The organism is Streptomyces sp. NPDC104371 (assembly GCF_055583785.1).
Genome location: NZ_JBVJNF010000002.1, coordinates 313,747 through 332,265, shown reverse-complemented (window position 1 = coordinate 332,265; position 18,519 = coordinate 313,747). Strand labels below are relative to the sequence as shown.

The following is an 18,519-nucleotide window of genomic DNA, read 5'->3' as shown; positions in this document are numbered from 1 at the left end:
CGGCTCAGCGGAGCTGGGGGAGTACCTCGGCGCCCAGCCGTCGTACGTTGTCCTCCGTCGCCGCGAGGTCGCCGGAGCCCTCGACGAGCAGCGCGAAGCGGGAGATGCCCGTGCGCTCCGCGGTCGCCGCGAGCCGGTCGGCGCACAGCCGGGGCGTGCCCACCGGGTGCAGCCCGCAGAGCAGTTCGGTGTAGGCGAGCGGATCCCGCATGGAACGGGTCCGTCCGTCGACGGTCACATGCGCGTCGAGACCCTGTTTCAGCCAACCCGGCATCGCCTTCGTCAGTGCCTCCGCCGCGTCGGTGCGCCGGTCCGCGATCTGGCAGACACCGGCCGAGACATGACCGGCCTCCGCGATCACTCGCGCGTCGACCCCGGCCGCCCGCGCGGTCCGCCGCCACAGGGCGATCATCTCGGCCTTCTCCTCGTCCCCCGTGTGCATCCCGAGCAGTATCGGCAGCCCGCGCTCGGCCGCCAGCCGTACGCTCGTCGGCGAGGTGCAGGCGACGACGACCTCGGGCCCCGCGGTCTCGGTGAGGGACTCCGAGGGGCGCGGGACCACCGGGACCTCACGGAAGGTGAATCGTTCCCCCTCGGCCGCCACGGACGGTTCGCGCAGCCAGCGCACCAGCAGATCGAGTGATTCCGGGAACCCCGTCTCGTACGCCCCGAGCCCCGAGCCGAACACCTCCAGATCCACCCACGGCCCGCCGCGGCCCACCCCGAGCGAGAAACGCCCGCCCGAGGTGAGATGCAGCAGGGCGGCCTGCTCGCCGAGCGCCACCGGATGGGCGGTGGGCAGGACGCTCACCGCCGTACCGACCCTGATCCGGCGGGTGCGGCCCAGCAGCAGCGCCGCCAGGGTGATCGCCGACGGGCACGTGCCGTACGGCACGAAGTGGTGCTCGGCCAGCCATACCGTGTCCAGCCCCGCTTCCTCGGCGACCTCGGCCGACCGCACCGCGCGGTGCAGCGCCTCCCCCTGGCCCTGCCCCGGGAACTGGGCCGCCAGTACAAAACTTCCCACGCGCATCGCACTTCCTGCTTTCCTGGCTCCGACGCGGAGCTCCCCCGCCCGGCATAACTGCCTGACATGTGCCCAAGTCACGGCGGGACGGCGGGATTTGCGGATTGTCTGGAGAATGTGCCGATGGGTGGGTGATCCGCCGGGATGGGTGATGTGCGCCTCCCTGCGCCGGTGCCGCGTACGCTGGACGCAGCCCCCATCCCCGTACTGCCTGTGAGGTGTTCAGTGTCCCCGCGTCGCAACCGACCCAAGGGCGCCGGCTCGTTCGGCCGGAGCGAGGACGACGCGATCTCGCGCTACGGCGGCCGTCAGACCTCCGAGAACTGGCAGGGCGAGGAGTGGAGCGTGCGCCATGTCGCGGGCGCCGCCGTCCAGGGCAAGACCTACCGCTGCCCCGGCTGCGACCAGGTGATCCCCTCCGGCGTCCCGCATGTGGTGGCCTGGCCCGAGCACGCGGGCGTGGACGACCGGCGGCACTGGCACAAGGCCTGCTGGAACGCCAGAGACCGCCGCACCACACGGGTGCAGCGGTCTCGTAACGCGCCGAGGTACTGAACCTCCTACACGTCGCGCTGCTCCAGCAGCAGCCAGGCGCCGGCGAAGGCGGCGGCCGTCACGCCCAGGATGATCCACAGCGGGTCCCAGCCCGACGGGCCGGAATCCGTCAGGGAGTTGGCGTAGAAGACGCTGAGCTGGCTCGGGATCGAGTACTCGAACAGGGCCTTGCGCACGCCCTCCAGGGAATCCGCCATCATGAACAGCGCGATGACGAGCGGGGCGAGCACGGCGCCGATCATGGTGGCGATGGCGCCCGCGGAGTGCCGCACGATCGAACCGATCACGAGCGAGAGCAGCCCGAGCAGCGCGACGTAGAGGCTGACGCCGACCGTGGCCTTCACCCACTGCCCGCCGGTCGGGTCCCCGGCGCCGTTCCCGTTCACCATCGCCACCTGCACGAAGGCGACGAACGCGGTGGTCACCAGCGTGATCACGAAGGCGAGGAGGAAGAACACGGTCGCCTTCGCCGCCAGCACCCGCCCGCGGCTGGGGCACGACGTCATCGTGGTACGGATCATGCCGGTGCCGTACTCCGACGCCGTGGTGAGCACGCCCAGCGTGATGATGCACATGCTGCCGAGCAGCAGGCCGAAGAAGCCGAGCGGCAGCGGGCTGTCGCCATTCAGGCTGGACGAGGAGTTCGCGACCAGCGCGCCCGTGGCGAGCCCGATGCCGACCACCAGCAGGACGAAGACCCCGAGCGTCCACATCGTGGAGCGCAGCGACCTGATCTTCGTCCACTCCGAGGAGACGGCGTGCAGGAAGGTGGTCCGCACGATCGGGATCGGGGACGTGTAGACGGACCGGCCGGTACCGGGGTCCGCCGGCCAGGCGGGCGCGGCCTGCGGCAGCGGAGGCTGGGGCGTACTCATCGGGCGTCCTCGGACTTGGTCGGAGCGGGCTGGGCCGCGGGTGCTGCGGGGGCCGCGGCCGGCGGGGCGGGCTGGGCCGCGGGGGCCGCGGCCGGAGGGGCGGGCTGGGCGTAGGGGTTCGGCTGCCCGGCCGGGGCGGCGGGTGCCGCGGGGGCGCCGTAGGGGCTCGCGGGCGGCTGGCCCGGCATCTGCCCCGGCACCTGGCCCGGCATCGCGAAGGGCTGCCCGCCCTGCTGGGGCGGCGGCGGGGCGTACCAGTCCGGCTGGCCCTGTCCCGGCACCGGCACCGGCATCGGGGGCTGGGCCCCGGGCGGCAGCGGCTGCTGGAGCCCGGCGCGCTGGTCGGCCGTCGAGCGGTAGTCGACGGCGCCCTGCGTCATCCGCATGTACGCCTCCTCCAGGGACGCCTGATGGGGCGACAGCTCCCACAGGCGGACATCGGCGTCGTGCGCGATGTCACTGATCCGCGGCAGCGGCAGGCCCATGACGCGCAGCGCGCCGTCCTGCTCGGGCAGCACCTGGCCGCCCGCCTCGGTCAGCGCGGTCGTCAGCTTCTCGCGGTGCTCCGGCTCGCTGCCCGGCGTACGGACGCGCGCGAAGTCGGCGGAGTTGGCGGAGATGAAGTCCGTGACGCTCATGTCGGCCAGCAACTGGCCGCGCCCGATCACGATCAGGTGATCGGCGGTGAGCGCCATCTCGCTCATCAGATGGGAGGAGACGAAGACCGTACGGCCTTCCGCCGCAAGGGACTTCATGAGGTTGCGCACCCACAGGATGCCCTCGGGGTCGAGGCCGTTGACCGGCTCGTCGAAGAGGAGCACCTGGGGGTCGCCGAGGAGCGCGGCGGCGATGCCGAGCCGCTGGCCCATGCCGAGCGAGAACCCCTTGGAGCGCTTGCCCGCCACGTCCTGGAGGCCGACGACACCGAGCACCTCGTCGACCCGGCGGGCCGGGATGCCGGAGAGCTGCGCGAGGCTCAGCAGATGGTTGCGGGCGGTCCGGCCGCCGTGCACGGCCTTGGCGTCGAGCAGGGCGCCGACCTGGCGCGAGGCGTTCGGCAGCTTGCGGTAGGGATAGCCGCCGATCGTCACCTGCCCCGAGGTGGGGTTGTCGAGGCCGAGGATCATGCGCATGGTCGTCGACTTGCCCGAGCCGTTCGGCCCGAGGAAGCCGGTGACGGCACCCGGCCGCACCTGGAAGGAAAGGTTGTACACGGCCGTCTTGGCGCCGTAGCGCTTCGTCAGGCCGACTGCCTCGATCATGCTCCGCACCCATCGGAAGGTTCAGGACGTCGGGGCGCGTGCTGCCCCCGTAAGAGTTAGGAGCATAACGGGGCGCTGACGGTTCCGCCCAAGAGAGAGTAAAACCTCCCAGGTCAGTGCGGCTCGCTGAGGTCGTCGCGGGTGCCCTGAGCAGCGCGAAGCCCTCCGCCACGACCATGACGGAGGGCTTCGCCGAGATCAGCGCGCTGGGCGCTTCGACCTACCGGGACTGCTGGGCCGGGACCCCACGGGAGACCGGCTCGTCGTCCGTGGCCGGGGCACCGGCCGCGGCCACCGCCGCGCCCGTGAGCGTCGCCAGCATCTCGCGGACGTTGGTGAGCTGGGCGTTGATCGAGTCGCGGCGGTTGGTGAGCGCCGCCAGCTCGCGCTCGGATTCCGAACGGATGCGGTCCGCCTTGGCGTTGGCGTCGGCCACGATGTCCTCGGCCTGGCGCTGGGCCGTCTCGACCGTCTGACGGGCGCGGCGCTCCGCGTCCGTACGCAGCTTCTCGGCCTCCAGGCGGAGCTGCTCCGCGCGGTGCTCGATCTCGGCCAGCCGCTTCTCGGCCTTGGCCTGACGGGACGCCAGGTCGCGCTCGGACTGCTCGCGGCGCTTGGCGAGGTTCGTCTCGAAGTCGGCGGCGGCCTGCGCGGCCTTGGCGCGGGTCTCCTCGAAGAGAGCGTCCGCCTCCTCGCGCTTGGACTGCGCGTCCTTCTGCGCCTCCGAACGCAACTGCGCGGCGTCGCTCTTGGCCTTGTCGACGATCCGGACGCCCTCGTCCTCGGCCTTGGCCTTGCGCTCCTCGGCGAACGACTCGGCGTCGCTGCGCACCTGCTGGGCGGCGGACTCGGCCAGCTCACGGTGCTGCTCGGCAGCGCGACGGGCCTCCTCGCGCAGGTCCTTGGCCTCTTCCTCGGCGAGGCGAAGGATCTTCTCGACGCGCGCGCCGAGACCCGCGTAGGACGGCTCGGCGTCGGTGACAGCCGCCTGGGCGTTCTGCGTCTCGAGGTGGAGTTCCTCGATCCGCTTCTCCAGGGCGGTGATGCGGGTGAGAGCGCTGTCACGGTCGGAGACGAGCTTGGAGATCCGTTCGTCCACCTGAGCGCGGTCGTACCCACGCCGCACAAGCTCGAAGCCGTAGGGGGAAGTGTCGCTCATGGGGTTCCTGTCGAATGAGACCGGTGAGGTGATAGAGGAAATCCTAGGCCTCTTAGCGGCGTGTCATCGAGCGGATGCACGTTTGATCTGGAGAATGACACCTCTTTTGGGTGGTGGACCCCCCGGGGTCTTGCCAGAACCCGAGGGAAACGCACCGTCAAGCACACAACCGCCGCTCTCTGCTACCCGTCTGATCCCTTGCCACCCGAACGTGTCCCGCCCGCGCCGGCACCCGCCTTGACTCCGGAGTCCCGGCCCCCGTCCTTGCCGGTCGGGGTCTCGAAGGACTCCAACGCCTCCAGGACGTCCTGGACACGGGAGATCTCCGCGTTGATGTCCTCGCGGCGGCGCACCAGGACCGCCAGCTCGCGCTTGCCCTCCTCGACCGCCTCGCGGGCCTCGCGGACGGCCTCCGCCTTGATCTTCTCCGCCTCGGCGACGAGCTTGGCCTTCTTCTGCTCGGCCTCCTTCAGCAGCCCCTCGGCCTTCTTGACCGCGGCGATGCGCACCTTGCTCGCCTCGGACTTGGCCTCCGAGACCGTCTCCTTGGCCTCCTCCTCGGCCTTCGCCAACTGCTCCTCGGCGGCCTTCACCAGCGCGTCGCACCGCTCGCCCGCCGACTTCATCGTCTCGGCCGACTCGCGCCGCGCCCGGTCGTGCAGCTCCTCGATCTCGGTCGTGAGCCGCTCGCGCATCTCCTCCGCGCGTTCCCGGATCGCGGTCGCGTCCCGGCGCGTCCCGGCGAGCAGCTCGTCCGCGTCCGAACGGGCCCGCTCCACCAGGCCGTTGCCCTCGACCGTCGCCTCGGCGAGCAGCCGCTCGGCCTCCGTACGGGCGGCGCCCACCATCGTGTCGGCCTGCGCCTCGGCGTCCGCCGTCGTCTTGAGCGCGGCCTGCTGCGCCTCCGCGAGCAGCTTGTCGGCCTCGGCGGCGGTCTCCGTGATGAGCGTGTCGACCTGCTCGGCCGCCTCCGAACGCCGCTTGTTGGCGTCCTTGCGGGCCTCGTCCAGCGTGTGCTCGGCCTCCTCGCGCGCCGCCGCGGTGACCCGCTCGGCCTCGGCCTCCGCCTCCGCCTTGAGCCGCTCCGACTCGCTGCGGATCCGCTCCGCGTGCTGCTGTGCGGACCCGACCGTCTCGGCGGCCTCCGCGCGCAGCCGCTCCGCCTCGGTGGCGGCGTCCGCGAGCAGCTTCTCGGCCTGGGCCACGGACTCGGCCCGGACCCGCTCGGTCTCGGCTGCCGTCTCGGTGGTCAGCCGCTCGGCCTCCGACGCGGCCTCCGTGATGAGGGTGTCGGCCTGGGTGGCCGCGTCCGACCGGATCCGGTTCGCGTCCTCGCGGGCGTCGGCACGGGTCCGCGCCGCGTTCTGCTCGGCCGAGGCGATGGTGTCCGAGGCCTCCGTACGCACCCGCTGGGCGTGCTCGGCGGCGTCCGAACGGACCCGCTCGGCCTCGGCGGTCGCCTCCGAAACCATGCGCTCGGCAAGGGACTTGGCGGCCTCCGACGCCTCGGCGGCCTCCTGCCGGACGCGGTTCGCGTCCGCGCCGGCCCGCTCGCGCTCGGCGTGGGCGTCGGCCCGCAGCCGGTCCGCCTCCTCCTGCGCCTCGGTGCGCGTACGCTCCGCGGCGTGCTCGGCGGCGGAGCGCAGACCGCTGATCTCCTCCTGCGCCTGCTCCTGGAGCCCGGACACGGACTCCCGTACCTGCTCGGCGTGTTGCTCGGCCGCCGACACCATCTCGGTCGCGCGCCGGTCGGCCTCCTCGACCAGCCGGACGGCCTCCGCCTGGGCCTCCTCGACCCGGGCGCGCGCCACGGCGAGCAGTTCCTCGCTCTGCTCGCGGGCCCGCTCGCGCTCGCGGTCGGCCTCCTCGCGCGCCGTACCGAGGACTTCCTCCGCCTCGCGGCGACGCCGGTCGGCCTCCTCCTGCGCGGCGGCCAGCGTCTCCGTGGCCTCGGCGCCCAGCCGCTCGGCCGCGGCCTGCGCCTCGGCCCGCACGCGGTCCGCGGTCTCCTGCGCCTCCGTCTTCAGCCGCTCGGCCTCGGTCGCGGCCTCCGTGCGCAGCCGTACGGCGATGGCCTCGCCCTCCGCGCGGGAGGCGGACGCGTCGGCCGCGGCCTCCGTGCGCAGCCGCTCGGCCTCGGTCTCGGCCTGCGCCTGGAGCGTACGGACCCGCTCGGCGGCCTCGGCGCGCAGCCGCTCGGTCTCCTCGACGGCCTCATGGCGCAGCCGCTCGGACTCCTCGCGGGCCTCGCGGAGCGCCTGTTCGGCGGCGGCGAGCCGCTGCTCGGCCTCCGACTGAAGACGCGTCAACTCCTGGGCGGCCTCGGCGCGGCGGGCCTCCACGCCCCGCTCGGTCTCCTCGCGCAGCTCGTGCGCGGCCCGCTCGGCCTCCTCCGTGACCGCCGCGGACTGCTCGGCGGCCTCGGTGCGCAGCCGCTCGGCCTCCTCGCGGGCCTGCTCCAGCGCCTCCTCGGCCTGGCGGCGCACCACCGAGGCGCGCTCGGCGGCCTCCGTACGCACCTTCTCGCTGTCGGCGGTGGCCGTCGACCGCAGCTCGTCCGCGTCGGCCTTCGCCTTGGTGAGCAGCTCCTCGGCGGTCTTGGCCGCCGCCTCGATCTGCTGGACCGCCTCACGGCGCGCCTCGGAGCGGATCCGCTCGCCCTCGGCGACCGCGTCGGAGCGCAACTGCTCGGCCTCGCCGCGCAGTCGGCGCGCCTCCTCCTGCAGTTCGACCGTCTTGGCGCGGTACTCCTCGATGTCGTCCTTCGCCGCGCCCCTGAGCTGCTCGGCGATCTCGTGCGCCTCGGCGCGCAGCCGGTCCGCCTCGGCCTCGGCCTCCGCGCGGATCCGCTCGGCCTCCTCGGCGGCGGCCTTGGTGGTCGCCTTGGCGTCCGCGGACGCCTTGTTCAGCACGTCCTCGGCCGTACGGGCCGTCTTGGCGAGCTGGGAGGCGGACTCCTCGGCCGTGATGGCGCGCGCCTTCTCGGCGGCCTCCGCGACCAGCTTCTCGGCCTCGGCCCTGGCGTCCGCGACGACCTGCTCGGCCTCGGCCTTGGTGGTCTCGGCGTCCTTCGTGGCCTCCGTGACCAGGCGGGCGACCTGCTCCTTGGCCGTGCGCGTGCGCTGCTCGTTGGTCGCCTCGGCCGTGGCGAGGGCCTTGGTCGCGGCCTCCTTCGCCTCGGCGACGACCTTGTCGGCCTCGGCGCGCGCCTCGCGCAGCGCCGACTCGGCCTCGGACATCCGCTGCTCGGCGGACCGGCTCAGCTCGGCCGCCTGCCGCCGCGCGGCGTCCGACTCGCTCGCCGTGGCGGAGCGCACCTGCTCGGCGTGGTCGGTGGTCTCCTGGGCCTGCGCGGAGGCGGCGGTCAGCAGCCGCTCGGCGTCCGCGCGGGCCCGGCGCAGGATCTGGTCGGCCTCCGCGCGGGCGGCCTCGGCGTCGTTGTGCAGCCGCTGCCGGGCCTCCGCGGTGATCCGCTCGGCCTCGGCGCGCGCGGCGGCCAGGGACTGCTCGGCCTCGGCCCGCGACTCGTCGACCAGCCGCCGGGCCTGGGACTCGGAGCGGGCGCGCAACTGCTCGGCCCACGCCACGTTCTCGTTGACGTGCGACTCGACCGTGCGGCGGCGCTCGGCCAGCTCCTGGTCGAGCTGCTGGCGGCGGGTGACCGCCTCCGTGTGCAGCTCGGCCTGGAGGCGGGCGGTCTGCTCCGCGTGCTCCTGAAGGATGTGCTGCGTCTGCGCGCGCGCCTCGCTCAGCTCGCGCTCGGCGTCCGCCCGCATCTGGTCGGCCTGCATCTGCGCGGTGCGCAGCATCTGTTCGGCCTGATAGCCGATGTCGGACCCGTCGTACGCGGGACGGGACATGAGCGTGCGCCGCGCCTCGTGCAGCTTGGCGCGCAGCACCTCGACCTGGTAGCCGAGGTCCTCGGCGTGCTGGATCGCCTTCTCCCGCTCGGTCTTCAGCCGCTCCATCTCGGCCTCGAACCGAGAGAGGTGGTCGACGTCAGCCGCCGGCTCTCGCTCCTGGCGTTCGTAGCCCCGCACTGCGCGGTCCCATCCGTCCCCTGGTCGCAAGTCTCTCCAAACGAGTCCCGTCCATCCGCCGAACGGGACCCCCGGGGAATGGTGTCAGATCAACGGCGGAGCATGGGCTGCCGCCCCTGACGCTCGTCCCCCGAAACCCGGACCCCGGACTCGCGTCCCGCCACCACGACGGGACCCGGTCGCCCTGGTGGGAGCGGCGACCGCCCCAACCCTACAAGCCCTGATGTGCGGTAGTCAGTGCTCAGGTGACTCAACGGCCGCCGAAGTGACCAGTTCTGTGAGTACACCGTGGCAGTCCTTGGGGTGCAGGAAGGTGATCCGCGACCCCATGGAGCCGCGCCGTGGCTCCTCGTAGAGCACCCGCACGCCCTTGTCGCGGATGTCCGCGGCGTCGGTGTCGACGTCCGCCGTGCCGAAGGCGATGTGATGCACGCCCTCGCCGTTCTTCGCCAGCCACTTGGCGACTGTGGAGTCCTCGCGGACCGGTTGGAGCAGTTGGAGGTAGGAGGCGCCGCCGTCGTCGGTGTTGTTGATCTTCAACATGGCCTCACGCACCCCCTGTTCCTCGTTCACCTCGGTGTGGAACACCGTGAAGCCGTACGTCGAGGTGTAGAACTCGACGGTCTTCTCCAGGTCGAAACAGGCGATCCCGATGTGGTCGATTCGCGTCAGCATGGTGTCAGTGCAGCGCTCCGGCGCCGGTTACGCAACGTGCGCGCGATCACACTGACGGCCCGATGACGTGGTGCGGTACCGCTCAGTACATTCGATGTAAACCCTCGTTCACTCCTCGGCTGTGCAGGCCGGAAGGGGATCGCAGCTCATGTCAGGAACGAACAGCACGACCTCAGTGATCGTCGCCGGCGCCCGTACGCCGATGGGGCGGTTGCTCGGCTCGCTCAAGTCCTTCTCCGGAGCCGATCTCGGCGGCTTCGCGATCAAGGCCGCTCTGGACCGCGCGGGGATCGGCGGCGACCAGGTGCAGTACGTGATCATGGGGCAGGTGCTCCAGGCCGGGGCGGGGCAGATCCCGGCGCGCCAGGCCGCGGTCAAGGCCGGCATCCCGATGAGTGTCCCGGCCCTGACCGTCAACAAGGTCTGTCTGTCGGGCCTCGACGCGATCGCGCTCGCGGACCAGCTCATCCGCGCCGGTGAGTTCGACGTGATCGTCGCGGGCGGCCAGGAGTCCATGACCAACGCCCCGCATCTGCTGCCGAAGTCCCGTGAGGGCTACAAGTACGGCGCGGTGCAGATGCTCGACGCGATGGCGCACGACGGCCTGACCGACTCCTTCGAGGGCATCGCCATGGGCGAGTCCACGGAGAAGCACAACGCGCGCCTCGGCATCGGCCGCACGGAGCAGGACGAGATCGCCGCCCTGTCCCACCAGCGGGCCGCCGCCGCCCAGAAGAACGGCGTCTTCGAGGCGGAGATCACCCCGATCGAGGTGCCGCAGCGCAAGGGCGATCCGGTCGTCTTCAGCAAGGACGAGGGCATCCGCGCCGACACGACGGTGGAGTCGCTGGCGAAGCTGCGCCCCGCGTTCACCAAGGACGGCACGATCACGGCCGGGACCTCCTCGCAGATCTCGGACGGCGCCGCGGCCGTCGTCGTGATGAGCAAGACCAAGGCGCAGGAGCTGGGCCTGGAGTGGATCGCCGAGATCGGCGCCCACGGCAACGTCGCCGGACCGGACAACTCTTTGCAGTCGCAGCCGTCGAACGCGATCCTGCACGCGCTGAAGAAGGAGGGCCTCGAGGTCTCGGATCTCGACCTGATCGAGATCAACGAGGCGTTCGCGGCCGTCACCGTGCAGTCAATGAAGGACCTGGGAGTTTCCACCGAACAGGTGAATGTGCACGGCGGTGCCATCGCCCTCGGCCACCCGATCGGCATGTCCGGCGCCCGGCTCGTCCTCCACCTCGCGCTGGAGCTGAGGCGGCGCGGCGGCGGGGTCGGCGCGGCGGCGCTGTGCGGTGGCGGCGGCCAGGGCGACGCGCTGATCGTGCGCGTTCCCAAGGCCTGAGCCGCCCGGCGGGCCCGAGCTACCGAGGGCCCGAGCATTCTGTACGTATCGAGTCGAACGGAGCTGTGATGCAGGACGTCTCCTCACTGGTGGCCCAGGCCAGGGAAGGCAGGCCGCGGGCCGTGGCCCGGCTGATCTCCCTGGTGGAGGGGGCGTCCCCACAGCTCAGGGAGGTCATGGCGGCCCTCGCGCCGCTGACGGGCAACGCCTACGTCGTGGGCCTCACCGGGTCCCCGGGCGTCGGCAAGTCCACGTCCACGTCCGCGCTCGTGACCGCGTACCGCAAGCAGGACAAGCGGGTCGGCGTCCTGGCCGTCGACCCCTCCTCGCCCTTCTCGGGCGGCGCGCTCCTCGGCGACCGCGTCCGGATGTCGGAGCACGCCTCGGACCCCGGCGTCTACATCCGCTCGATGGCCACCCGCGGGCATCTGGGCGGCCTGGCCTGGGCCGCCCCGCAGGCGATCCGCGTCCTGGACGCGGCGGGCTGCGACGTGATCCTGGTGGAGACGGTCGGCGTCGGCCAGTCCGAGGTCGAGATCGCCTCCCAGGCCGACACCTCGGTGGTGCTGCTGGCCCCCGGGATGGGCGACGGCATCCAGGCCGCGAAGGCGGGCATCCTGGAGATCGGCGACGTCTACGTCGTCAACAAGGCCGACCGCGACGGCGCGGACGCGACCGCCCGCGAGCTGAACCACATGCTGGGCCTCGGCGAGGCGCGGTCCCCCGGCGACTGGCGCCCGCCGATCGTGAAGACGGTCGCCGCCCGCGGCGAGGGCGTCGAGGAGGTCGTCGAGGCGCTGGAGAAGCACCGGGCGTGGATGGAGGAGCGCGGGGTCCTCATGGAACGCCGCCTGGCCCGCGCCGCCCACGAGGTCGAGACCATCGCGGTGACCGCCCTGCGCGAACGCATCGGCGACCTGCACGGCGACCGCCACCTCGGCGCGCTGGCCGAACGCATCGTGGCGGGGGACCTGGACCCCTACCGCGCGGCGGACGAACTGGTCGCGGGCCTGACGAACAACTGAGCCGCCGGGCAGTGGCCGACCACAAGTACGTGGCCGACGCCCGGTCGACGTTGGTAACTTGACCCGCATGTTCCTCCTCTTGGCATAGGGCCCGCCCCGGCCCGCGCTCGACACACGGTGAACGACCGTGGTCGTCGCGGCCGTTCGGCGTCCCCTGTTGCCTTCTCCCGAGGAACTCCCGCGTGTCCACGCCTTCTTCCGGGCGGCCTTCGTATGCCGCCGTCCTCCGTGTCCCGTACGCCCGCCGCACCTTCGGCGCCGCCCTTGTCGCCCGGCTGTCGTACGGGACCGTCTCGCTCTCCGCGCTGCTCGCCCTGACCCGGGCGACCGGGTCGTACGCCGCGGCCGGGACGCTCCTGGCCCTGTTCGGGGCCGCGAGCGTGTTCCTGTCGCCCGCGAGGGCGGCTCTCATCGACCGGTACGGCGCACGCCGGGCCCTCGTCCCCATGGCCTGCCTGTACGCGGCGCTGCTCACCCTGCTCGCTGTCGTCGCATGGCGGCCGGGCGCACCACTCGCGGTCCTCGGCGTGGTCACCGTCGCGGCCGGCGCCTGTACGCCCCCGCTGGGGCCCACGATGCGCGCCGTGTGGAGCGAACTCCTCGACGACAGTGAGCTGTTGCGACGTGCCTACAGCCTGGACGGGGTCGCCGAGGAAGTCCTGTTCGTCTGCGGGCCGTTGGTCGTCGGCGCGCTCGTCCAGGTCCTGCCGCCCGCGGCCGGGGTGGCGCTGAGCGCGCTGCTCGTCGGGGCGGGTACCGCCGCCTTCGTCACCTCCCCGGCGGTCGCCCGGCTGCGGCCCGCGGCGGACGGGGCCGCCGGGTCCGGCGGTGCGGGGCGGGTGCGCGGCGGGCGGGCCGTCGCGCAGCCGGTGGCCGTGGCGGCCGGGGTCGGGCTGGCGCTCGGCGCCGTGGAACTCCTGGTCATGGCCTTCGCCGAGCAGCGGCACCACGGCGGTGGCGTCGTGGCCTGGGTGCTCGCGGCGCTGTCGGCGGGCAGCGCGGTGGGCGGTCTGCTCAACGGCGCCCTGACGGGCATCCCCGCGCGGGTACGGCTGTCCCTGTCGGCGGCGGCCCTGGGGCTGGTGCTGGCCGTGGCGGGACTCGCGCCCGGCCTCGGCGTGTTCACGGTGGTCGTGGCCTGCGCGGGGTTCTTCATCGCCCCGGCGCTGACGACGGCGTATCTGGTCGCGGACGAGTCCGCCCCGCCGGGCTTCCGTACGCAGGCGGGCGCGTGGGTCAACACGGCGGTGAACGCGGGGGGTTCGGGCGGTTCGGCGGCGGTGGGCGCGCTGGTGGCGCATCTGCCGCTGGCGTTGTGCTTCGCGCTGTCGGGGTCGGTGGCCCTGGCGTCCGTGGGCCTGGGGCTGTGCCTGGGGTCCACGAGCCGGGCCCGCAGGCCGTCGCCGCTGCCCGAGGGCGGGCGTCCGTAACTCGGGGTTCCGGGCCGTCGCGAGGGCGGCCCGGAACCGGTCGTCACGGTTTGCCGCGTTGCCCGCGCAAGTGGTCGGCGATCGGACGCAGGGACGCGTGCAGATGCTTCATGTCCTCGGCGGACAGCAGGTCCATGAAGTGGCGTCGTACGGAGGCGACGTGGTGGGGCGCGACCTTCGCCATCGTCTCCATGCCGTGGTCCGTGAGCACCGCGAACAGGCCTCGGCGGTCGGACTCGCAGTTCTCGCGGCGGACCAGGTCCGCGTTCTCCATACGGGTGATCTGATGCGAGAGGCGGCTCTTGGACTGGAGGGTGGCGGCGGCGAGGTCGCTCATGCGCATGCGCCGGCCCTCCGACTCCGAGAGGTTCACCAGGATCTCGTAGTCGTTCATGGTCAGACCGAACGGCTGGAGATCCCTTTCGAGCTGGTAGGTCAACAGCCTGTTGACCTCCAGGTGGGTGCGCCAGGCGCACTGCTCCGCTTCGGTCAGCCAGGGCGTGGCCGTCTCGGTGTCCATGAGTGAAGTCTACCTAAGAGGTTGAAATGTGAACTAGTGAGTGACGTTCTGGGCGCATGTTTCGACCGTCACACTTCGCAGACTATCGCTCACAGCCCGAAGCGGCGCGAGAGATCTCCGAGCTGCCCCGGCAGCCGCGTCGCCCCCTGCTGCTGCCCGTGCGACGCCCCGCCGCCCGGCACGCCGGGCTCGTTCGGCACCGCACCCCTGTCCTGCTCGGACATGAGCGTCTCCGTGGACTGGAGCAGGACCGTGCCCGCCCCGACGAACTCGAACTGATGCTCCTCCCCGGAGGCCCCGCCGATCCCCGTCAGCCCGCGCAGACCGCCCCATACGCCCCGCAGATACCCGTGGTCGTAGTGATGGCACGGGGACGGACAGTCGGCCCAGCCGACCAGGGCCTGCGGATCCACCCGGATCGGGGGCTCCATGAACACCACCGGACCGTTCGACGCGGCCACGAACTTGCCGGTTCCGATCAGCGTCAGGAACCCCGGAATGATCGACTGCTTCAGCGAGAGACTCGGCTGGAACGCGAGCAGGTTGCCCGAACGGATGGTCAGATTGCCCTCGTCCAGGTCGAACGAGTTCACGTCGAAGGCCCGGTCGGCGAGCAGCATCTTGCCCGAGCCCTGCGCCACCACCCAGTCGCTCGCGTGCAGCGGCGAGTGGAACGACGCCCGCACCAGATGCTCCAACGGGCCGTGCCCGATGCCGTTGAACTCGATCCCGCCGTAGTAGGCGATCATCTTGCCCTTCTGCAGGAACCACTGGCTCCCCTTCAACTCCACGCAGAAGGTGTAGTCGTTGACGTTGTCGTCGGCGGGCAGCGTCATCGGGTCGAAGATCACGGGGTCGGTGCCCGGGTGGCCGCTCACAGCTTCTCCTCCGACGCCTGGACGTACACCACACCGTCGCCGCTCAGCTCCAACTGGAACGCCTCGCCGGAGCCGCGGCCCACCATCTCCCGCCAACCGATCGCCGTGGAGAGCTTGTTGCGCACCTCGCCGTGGTGCGCGACATACGCCTGGGGGTCGACATGGACCGGGCGCTGCGGGGTGATCGGCACCTCGAAGACGCCGCCGTGCGCCATGACCGCGACCGCGCCGTGCCCGGCGAGGGTGGTCGTGAACAGGCCCTGGCCGGTGACCTGGCCGCGCACCATGCCCATCACGCCGCCCTGCGAGCCCATGAACATCGTGCCCTGCCGCAGCGTGCCCTCGAAGGCGAGCAGGCGGTCCGCCTCGACGTACAGCGTGTCGCCCGTCAGCTCGATCACGTGGACATGGTGGCCGCCGTGCCCGAACAGCACCGTGCCGTTGCCCTCGACCGACATCAGCGGTGTCGCCTCGTTGGCGATCCGGCGGCCGATCATCGACATGACCCCGCCCTGGCCGCCCTGGATGTCCGGGGTGAAGGAGACCTCGCCCCGGTAGGCGAGCATCGCGCCCCGCTGGCTGTACAGACGCTGCCCCGGTACGACCGTCGCCTCGATCATCTTCGCGTTGACCTCACGGAAGCCCATCTCAGAGGTCCCCCGCGATCGTGTCGCGCTCGCTGGGCTGGACGTAGACCAGTCCGTCACCCTCGAAGCGGATCTGGAAGGCCTCGCCGCTGCCCTCGCCGATGAACGTGCGGAACGTCACCCCGGACTGGAGCGTCTGCCGCAGGTTCCCCTGGTGTGCGACGTACGCCCCCGGGTCGACGGTCAGCGGGTACTGCGCGCTCACCCGCAGCACCACCGCCCGGCCGTCCGACATGATCGCCGCCTGGCCGTGGCCCTCGACGGTCGTCGTGAACAGGCCGTTGCCCTGCGAGGCGCCGCGCAGCCCGGTGAAGGTCGTGCCCGTCCGCAGACCCGCGTCCGTCGCGAGGAGGTTGCTCGACTCGACGTACAGCTTCTCCCCCTGAAGTCGCACGAGGTTGATCTCGGCGGCCCGGTCCGCGAACCAGCACGTCCCGTGCCCCTTCACCTCCATCACGGTCATCCGTTCGCCGGTGAGCCGCCGGGTCACCATCCCCCGTATCCCGTCACCGCCGCCGGTGAGCTTCTTGAACGTCATCTGCCCGTCGTACGCGACCATGGAGCCGTTCTTCGCCTTCACGGCGTCCCCGGTCATGTCGACGGCCAGGACCTTGCTGTCCTGAAGTCGGAACATCGCCACGGGGTGACGGTAGCGGCCGGGCGGGGCGGGCGGACAGGGTCCACGGGGGGATTCGGACCCTGATCCGGCCCTGAGAGGCATACGCGTCGATCCGGCCGCCCATATCCGCCCATACCCGCACCCCTGTGTCCGGCTCGCTTGGTTCCGGATGTCACAATGGGCGGGCCGCTTGTGCGCGCGTTCACAAACCGACGACTCTCCCACCGAAGGTGACCCGTGGACATAAAGACCGCCACCGCCCTCCGACGGCTCCGCCTGGTCTCGGCCCCCGAGGCCGCCTCCTTCCTCCTCCTGCTCGTCTGCTCGGTGCTCAAGCGCACCACGGACTTCAACGCGGTGCCCGTGATGGGCTCGATCCACGCGGTCCTCTTCGTCCTGTACGTGCTCTTCTGGGCGGACGCCTGGAACCGCACCAAGTGGTCCGCGAAGACCGGCATCCTCTACCTCGTCCTCTCCGCGCTGCCGACCGGCGGCTTCTTCGCCGAGCGCAAGCTGCGGCGCGAGGCCGAGGATGCCGTCATCGCCTCCCGCGCCCGTAAGGAAGGGGTCGTGAACGCGTGATCGTCGCCTTCTCCGTGACGCCGCTGGGCGTCGGCGAGGACGTGGGGGAGTACGTCGCCGACGCCGTCCGCGTCGTCCGGGAATCGGGGCTGCCGAACCGTACCGACGCGATGTTCACCTCGATCGAAGGTGACTGGGACGAGGTGATGGACGTGGTCAAGCGCGCCGTCGCGGCGGTCGAGGCGCGCGCGCCGCGCGTCTCGCTCGTGCTGAAGGCGGATGTCCGCCCGGCCGTGACGGACGGCCTCACCTCGAAGGTGGAGACGGTGGAGCGCTACCTCTCCGCGGAGTGAGCAGGGAGAACTGACAGCAAGGACCCCGGTCCCAGGAAGCGGACCGGGGTCTTGCGCTGCTCACCGCTCCCGTTCGACGTAGTCCTTGAACTGCTCCAGATCACCGCGGACGACCCGTTCGATCGCGTTCGCCTGGGCGAAGCCCTTCGGCCCGCCGAACGACTCCCGTACGGCGTCGGGTTCGTACTCGACACGCGCCTGGACCCGGGTGTTGTTCCGGTCGATCGACTGGAACGAGAGGGTGCCCTCGAGGTGCGGGCTGCCCTTGGTCTGCCACGTCATCACGCGGTCCCGGTCGCGGTCGGAGACCTCGGCCTCGAGTTCCCGCGTCGGGCCGCCGGTCTCGACGTCCAGATGGGCCCGGCCGCCGGTCTCCGTACGGGCCTCCCGTACGCCGCGCATGAAGCGCGGATAGTTCTCCACCTGATGAAGACTGTCCCAGGCGGTGTCGATCGGTACGTTGATGTCGACGTGTTCTTCGAGGGTGCTCATGGCCCACCTCCCACGCTCGGTTCATGACATCAGGCCTTCGCTTCCAGTGTGCGCCCGCTGTCGGCCGGGCGACCGCCATGCGGGACGGGGCTGACCGGCCCGTGACCGGCCGGTAAGGTCGATGCCGTGCCGAAGCCCCTCAGCCTCTCCTTCGACCCCATCGCCCGCGCCGACGAGCACTGGAAGCAGCGATGGGGAAGCGTGCCGTCCATGGCCGCCATCACCTCCATCATGCGGGCGCAGCAGATCCTGCTCGCCGAGGTCGACGCGGTCGTGAAGCCGTACGGACTGACCTTCGCGCGCTACGAGGCGCTGGTGCTGCTCACCTTCTCCAAGGCGGGCGAGCTGCCGATGTCCACGATCGGCGAGCGGCTCATGGTGCACCCCACGTCCGTGACGAACACCGTCGACCGCCTGGTGCGGTCCGGTCTCGTCGCCAAGCGGCCCAACCCCGACGACGGCCGCGGCATCCTCGCCTCCATCACCGACAAGGGCCGCGAGGTGTGCGACGCGGCCACCCGCGAGCTGATGGCGATGGACTTCGGGCTCGGCGCGTACGACGCGGAGGAGTGCGGGGAGATCTTCGCGATGCTGCGCCCGCTCCGGGTCGCCGCAGGGGACTTCAAGGACGCGTGAACCCCCGCCGGGGGTGCCGGAAGATCGCCCGAAACGGGCCGTTACGCTCGTACCCATGAAACGAAGCGTGCTGACCCGCTACCGCGTCATGGCCTACATCACCGGTGTGCTGCTGGTCCTGCTGTGCCTCGGCATGGTCGCCAAGTACGGCCTCGACATGAGCGGCGCCGCCGACCTCACCCGCGTCGTGGCCATCGCGCACGGCTGGCTCTACGTCCTCTACCTGATCTTCGCCTTCGACCTGGGCGCCAAGGCGAAGTGGCCGGTCGGCAAGCAGCTCTGGGTGCTGCTGGCGGGCACGGTCCCGACGGCCGCGTTCTTCGTGGAGCGTGCGATCAGCAAGGAGCTGGAGGCCGTCTTCGCGGAGGCGGAGCCCGCGCCCGCCAAGGCCTGACGCCCAGCTCAGCGGGGTGAGGCCCGGCGTCTGAGACCCGGAACACACCGCCGTACGGA

General features: G+C 71.8%; 19 protein-coding genes. 8 read left to right on the top strand and 11 right to left on the bottom strand.

Annotated elements, in window-relative coordinates; translation table 11 throughout:
- Nucleotides 1–4: 4 nt before the first annotated feature.
- Nucleotides 5–1,033: an LLM class flavin-dependent oxidoreductase gene (locus ACZ60T_RS07295; RefSeq protein WP_469665119.1), complete on the bottom strand. Its 1,029-nt coding sequence runs from the start codon at nt 1,031–1,033 to the stop codon at nt 5–7.
- Nucleotides 1,034–1,252: 219 nt separating this feature from the next.
- Here ACZ60T_RS07295 and ACZ60T_RS07290 point away from each other — a divergent pair, with 219 nt between their 5' ends.
- The gene (locus ACZ60T_RS07290) at nt 1,253–1,582 is read left to right on the top strand and encodes an ATP/GTP-binding protein (RefSeq protein WP_365622465.1); all 330 of its coding nucleotides are present in this window, start codon (nt 1,253–1,255) and stop codon (nt 1,580–1,582) included.
- Between the two features lie 5 nt (nt 1,583–1,587).
- Here ACZ60T_RS07290 and ACZ60T_RS07285 read toward each other — a convergent pair whose 3' ends face one another.
- The 5 genes from ACZ60T_RS07285 to mce all read right to left on the bottom strand — a co-directional run bounded on the left by ACZ60T_RS07285 (nt 1,588) and on the right by mce (nt 9,593).
- Nucleotides 1,588–2,457 carry an ABC transporter permease gene (locus ACZ60T_RS07285; protein ID WP_469665117.1) on the bottom strand — a complete coding sequence of 290 codons (870 nt, stop codon included), beginning with the start codon at nt 2,455–2,457 and terminating at the stop codon, nt 1,588–1,590.
- Nucleotides 2,454–3,719, bottom strand: a complete 1,266-nt coding sequence (locus ACZ60T_RS07280) for an ABC transporter ATP-binding protein (RefSeq protein WP_469665115.1) — start codon at nt 3,717–3,719, stop codon at nt 2,454–2,456. The genes ACZ60T_RS07285 and ACZ60T_RS07280 overlap by 4 nt, the downstream gene beginning before the upstream one ends.
- Before the next feature lie 220 nt (nt 3,720–3,939).
- Entirely contained in the window at nt 3,940–4,878 is a 939-nt protein-coding gene (locus ACZ60T_RS07275; RefSeq protein WP_365622471.1) for a coiled-coil domain-containing protein, read from the bottom strand.
- A gap of 182 nt (nt 4,879–5,060) precedes the next feature.
- Nucleotides 5,061–8,918 carry a polarized growth protein Scy gene (gene scy, locus ACZ60T_RS07270; RefSeq protein WP_469665112.1) on the bottom strand — a complete coding sequence of 1,286 codons (3,858 nt, stop codon included), beginning with the start codon at nt 8,916–8,918 and terminating at the stop codon, nt 5,061–5,063.
- 234 nt (nt 8,919–9,152) lie between these two features.
- Nucleotides 9,153–9,593 carry a methylmalonyl-CoA epimerase gene (gene mce, locus ACZ60T_RS07265; protein ID WP_365622475.1) on the bottom strand — a complete coding sequence of 147 codons (441 nt, stop codon included), beginning with the start codon at nt 9,591–9,593 and terminating at the stop codon, nt 9,153–9,155.
- Nucleotides 9,594–9,741: 148 nt separating this feature from the next.
- Here mce and ACZ60T_RS07260 point away from each other — a divergent pair, with 148 nt between their 5' ends.
- The 3 genes from ACZ60T_RS07260 to ACZ60T_RS07250 all read left to right on the top strand — a co-directional run bounded on the left by ACZ60T_RS07260 (nt 9,742) and on the right by ACZ60T_RS07250 (nt 13,399).
- On the top strand, nt 9,742–10,944 hold the full coding sequence (locus tag ACZ60T_RS07260; RefSeq protein WP_365622477.1) for an acetyl-CoA C-acetyltransferase: 1,203 nt from the start codon (nt 9,742–9,744) through the stop codon (nt 10,942–10,944).
- Nucleotides 10,945–11,012: 68 nt separating this feature from the next.
- Entirely contained in the window at nt 11,013–11,969 is a 957-nt protein-coding gene (gene meaB / locus ACZ60T_RS07255) for a methylmalonyl Co-A mutase-associated GTPase MeaB (protein WP_469665110.1), read from the top strand.
- A gap of 182 nt (nt 11,970–12,151) precedes the next feature.
- The gene (locus ACZ60T_RS07250) at nt 12,152–13,399 is read left to right on the top strand and encodes an MFS transporter (RefSeq protein ID WP_469665108.1); all 1,248 of its coding nucleotides are present in this window, start codon (nt 12,152–12,154) and stop codon (nt 13,397–13,399) included.
- Nucleotides 13,400–13,442: 43 nt separating this feature from the next.
- On the opposite strand, the gene ACZ60T_RS07245 is transcribed toward ACZ60T_RS07250, so the two are convergent.
- The 4 genes from ACZ60T_RS07245 to ACZ60T_RS07230 form a co-directional block, all read right to left on the bottom strand.
- Nucleotides 13,443–13,919 (bottom strand): MarR family winged helix-turn-helix transcriptional regulator, encoded by a 477-nt coding sequence (locus tag ACZ60T_RS07245; protein WP_469665106.1) that lies wholly within the window; start codon nt 13,917–13,919, stop codon nt 13,443–13,445.
- A gap of 89 nt (nt 13,920–14,008) precedes the next feature.
- Nucleotides 14,009–14,755, bottom strand: coding sequence for an AIM24 family protein (locus ACZ60T_RS07240; RefSeq protein ID WP_469665545.1), 747 nt, complete (start codon nt 14,753–14,755; stop codon nt 14,009–14,011).
- A 38-nt stretch (nt 14,756–14,793) separates the two neighbouring features.
- Nucleotides 14,794–15,444, bottom strand: a complete 651-nt coding sequence (locus ACZ60T_RS07235; protein ID WP_365622487.1) for an AIM24 family protein — start codon at nt 15,442–15,444, stop codon at nt 14,794–14,796.
- Between the two features lies 1 nt (nt 15,445).
- Nucleotides 15,446–16,078, bottom strand: coding sequence for an AIM24 family protein (locus tag ACZ60T_RS07230; RefSeq protein WP_469665544.1), 633 nt, complete (start codon nt 16,076–16,078; stop codon nt 15,446–15,448).
- Between the two features lie 222 nt (nt 16,079–16,300).
- On the opposite strand from ACZ60T_RS07230, the gene ACZ60T_RS07225 reads away from it, so the two are divergent.
- On the top strand, nt 16,301–16,645 hold the full coding sequence (locus tag ACZ60T_RS07225; protein ID WP_469665104.1) for a DUF3817 domain-containing protein: 345 nt from the start codon (nt 16,301–16,303) through the stop codon (nt 16,643–16,645).
- The gene (locus tag ACZ60T_RS07220; RefSeq protein ID WP_365622491.1) at nt 16,642–16,938 is read left to right on the top strand and encodes an MTH1187 family thiamine-binding protein; all 297 of its coding nucleotides are present in this window, start codon (nt 16,642–16,644) and stop codon (nt 16,936–16,938) included. The genes ACZ60T_RS07225 and ACZ60T_RS07220 overlap by 4 nt, the downstream gene beginning before the upstream one ends.
- Nucleotides 16,939–16,998: 60 nt before the next feature.
- Here the strand turns inward: ACZ60T_RS07220 and ACZ60T_RS07215 are convergent, their stop codons facing one another.
- The gene (locus ACZ60T_RS07215; protein ID WP_469665102.1) at nt 16,999–17,430 is read right to left on the bottom strand and encodes an SRPBCC family protein; all 432 of its coding nucleotides are present in this window, start codon (nt 17,428–17,430) and stop codon (nt 16,999–17,001) included.
- Between the two features lie 126 nt (nt 17,431–17,556).
- Here ACZ60T_RS07215 and ACZ60T_RS07210 point away from each other — a divergent pair, with 126 nt between their 5' ends.
- Entirely contained in the window at nt 17,557–18,066 is a 510-nt protein-coding gene (locus ACZ60T_RS07210) for a MarR family winged helix-turn-helix transcriptional regulator (RefSeq protein ID WP_365622495.1), read from the top strand.
- A gap of 55 nt (nt 18,067–18,121) precedes the next feature.
- On the top strand, nt 18,122–18,460 hold the full coding sequence (locus tag ACZ60T_RS07205) for a DUF3817 domain-containing protein (RefSeq protein ID WP_365622497.1): 339 nt from the start codon (nt 18,122–18,124) through the stop codon (nt 18,458–18,460).
- Nucleotides 18,461–18,519: the final 59 nt, after the last annotated feature.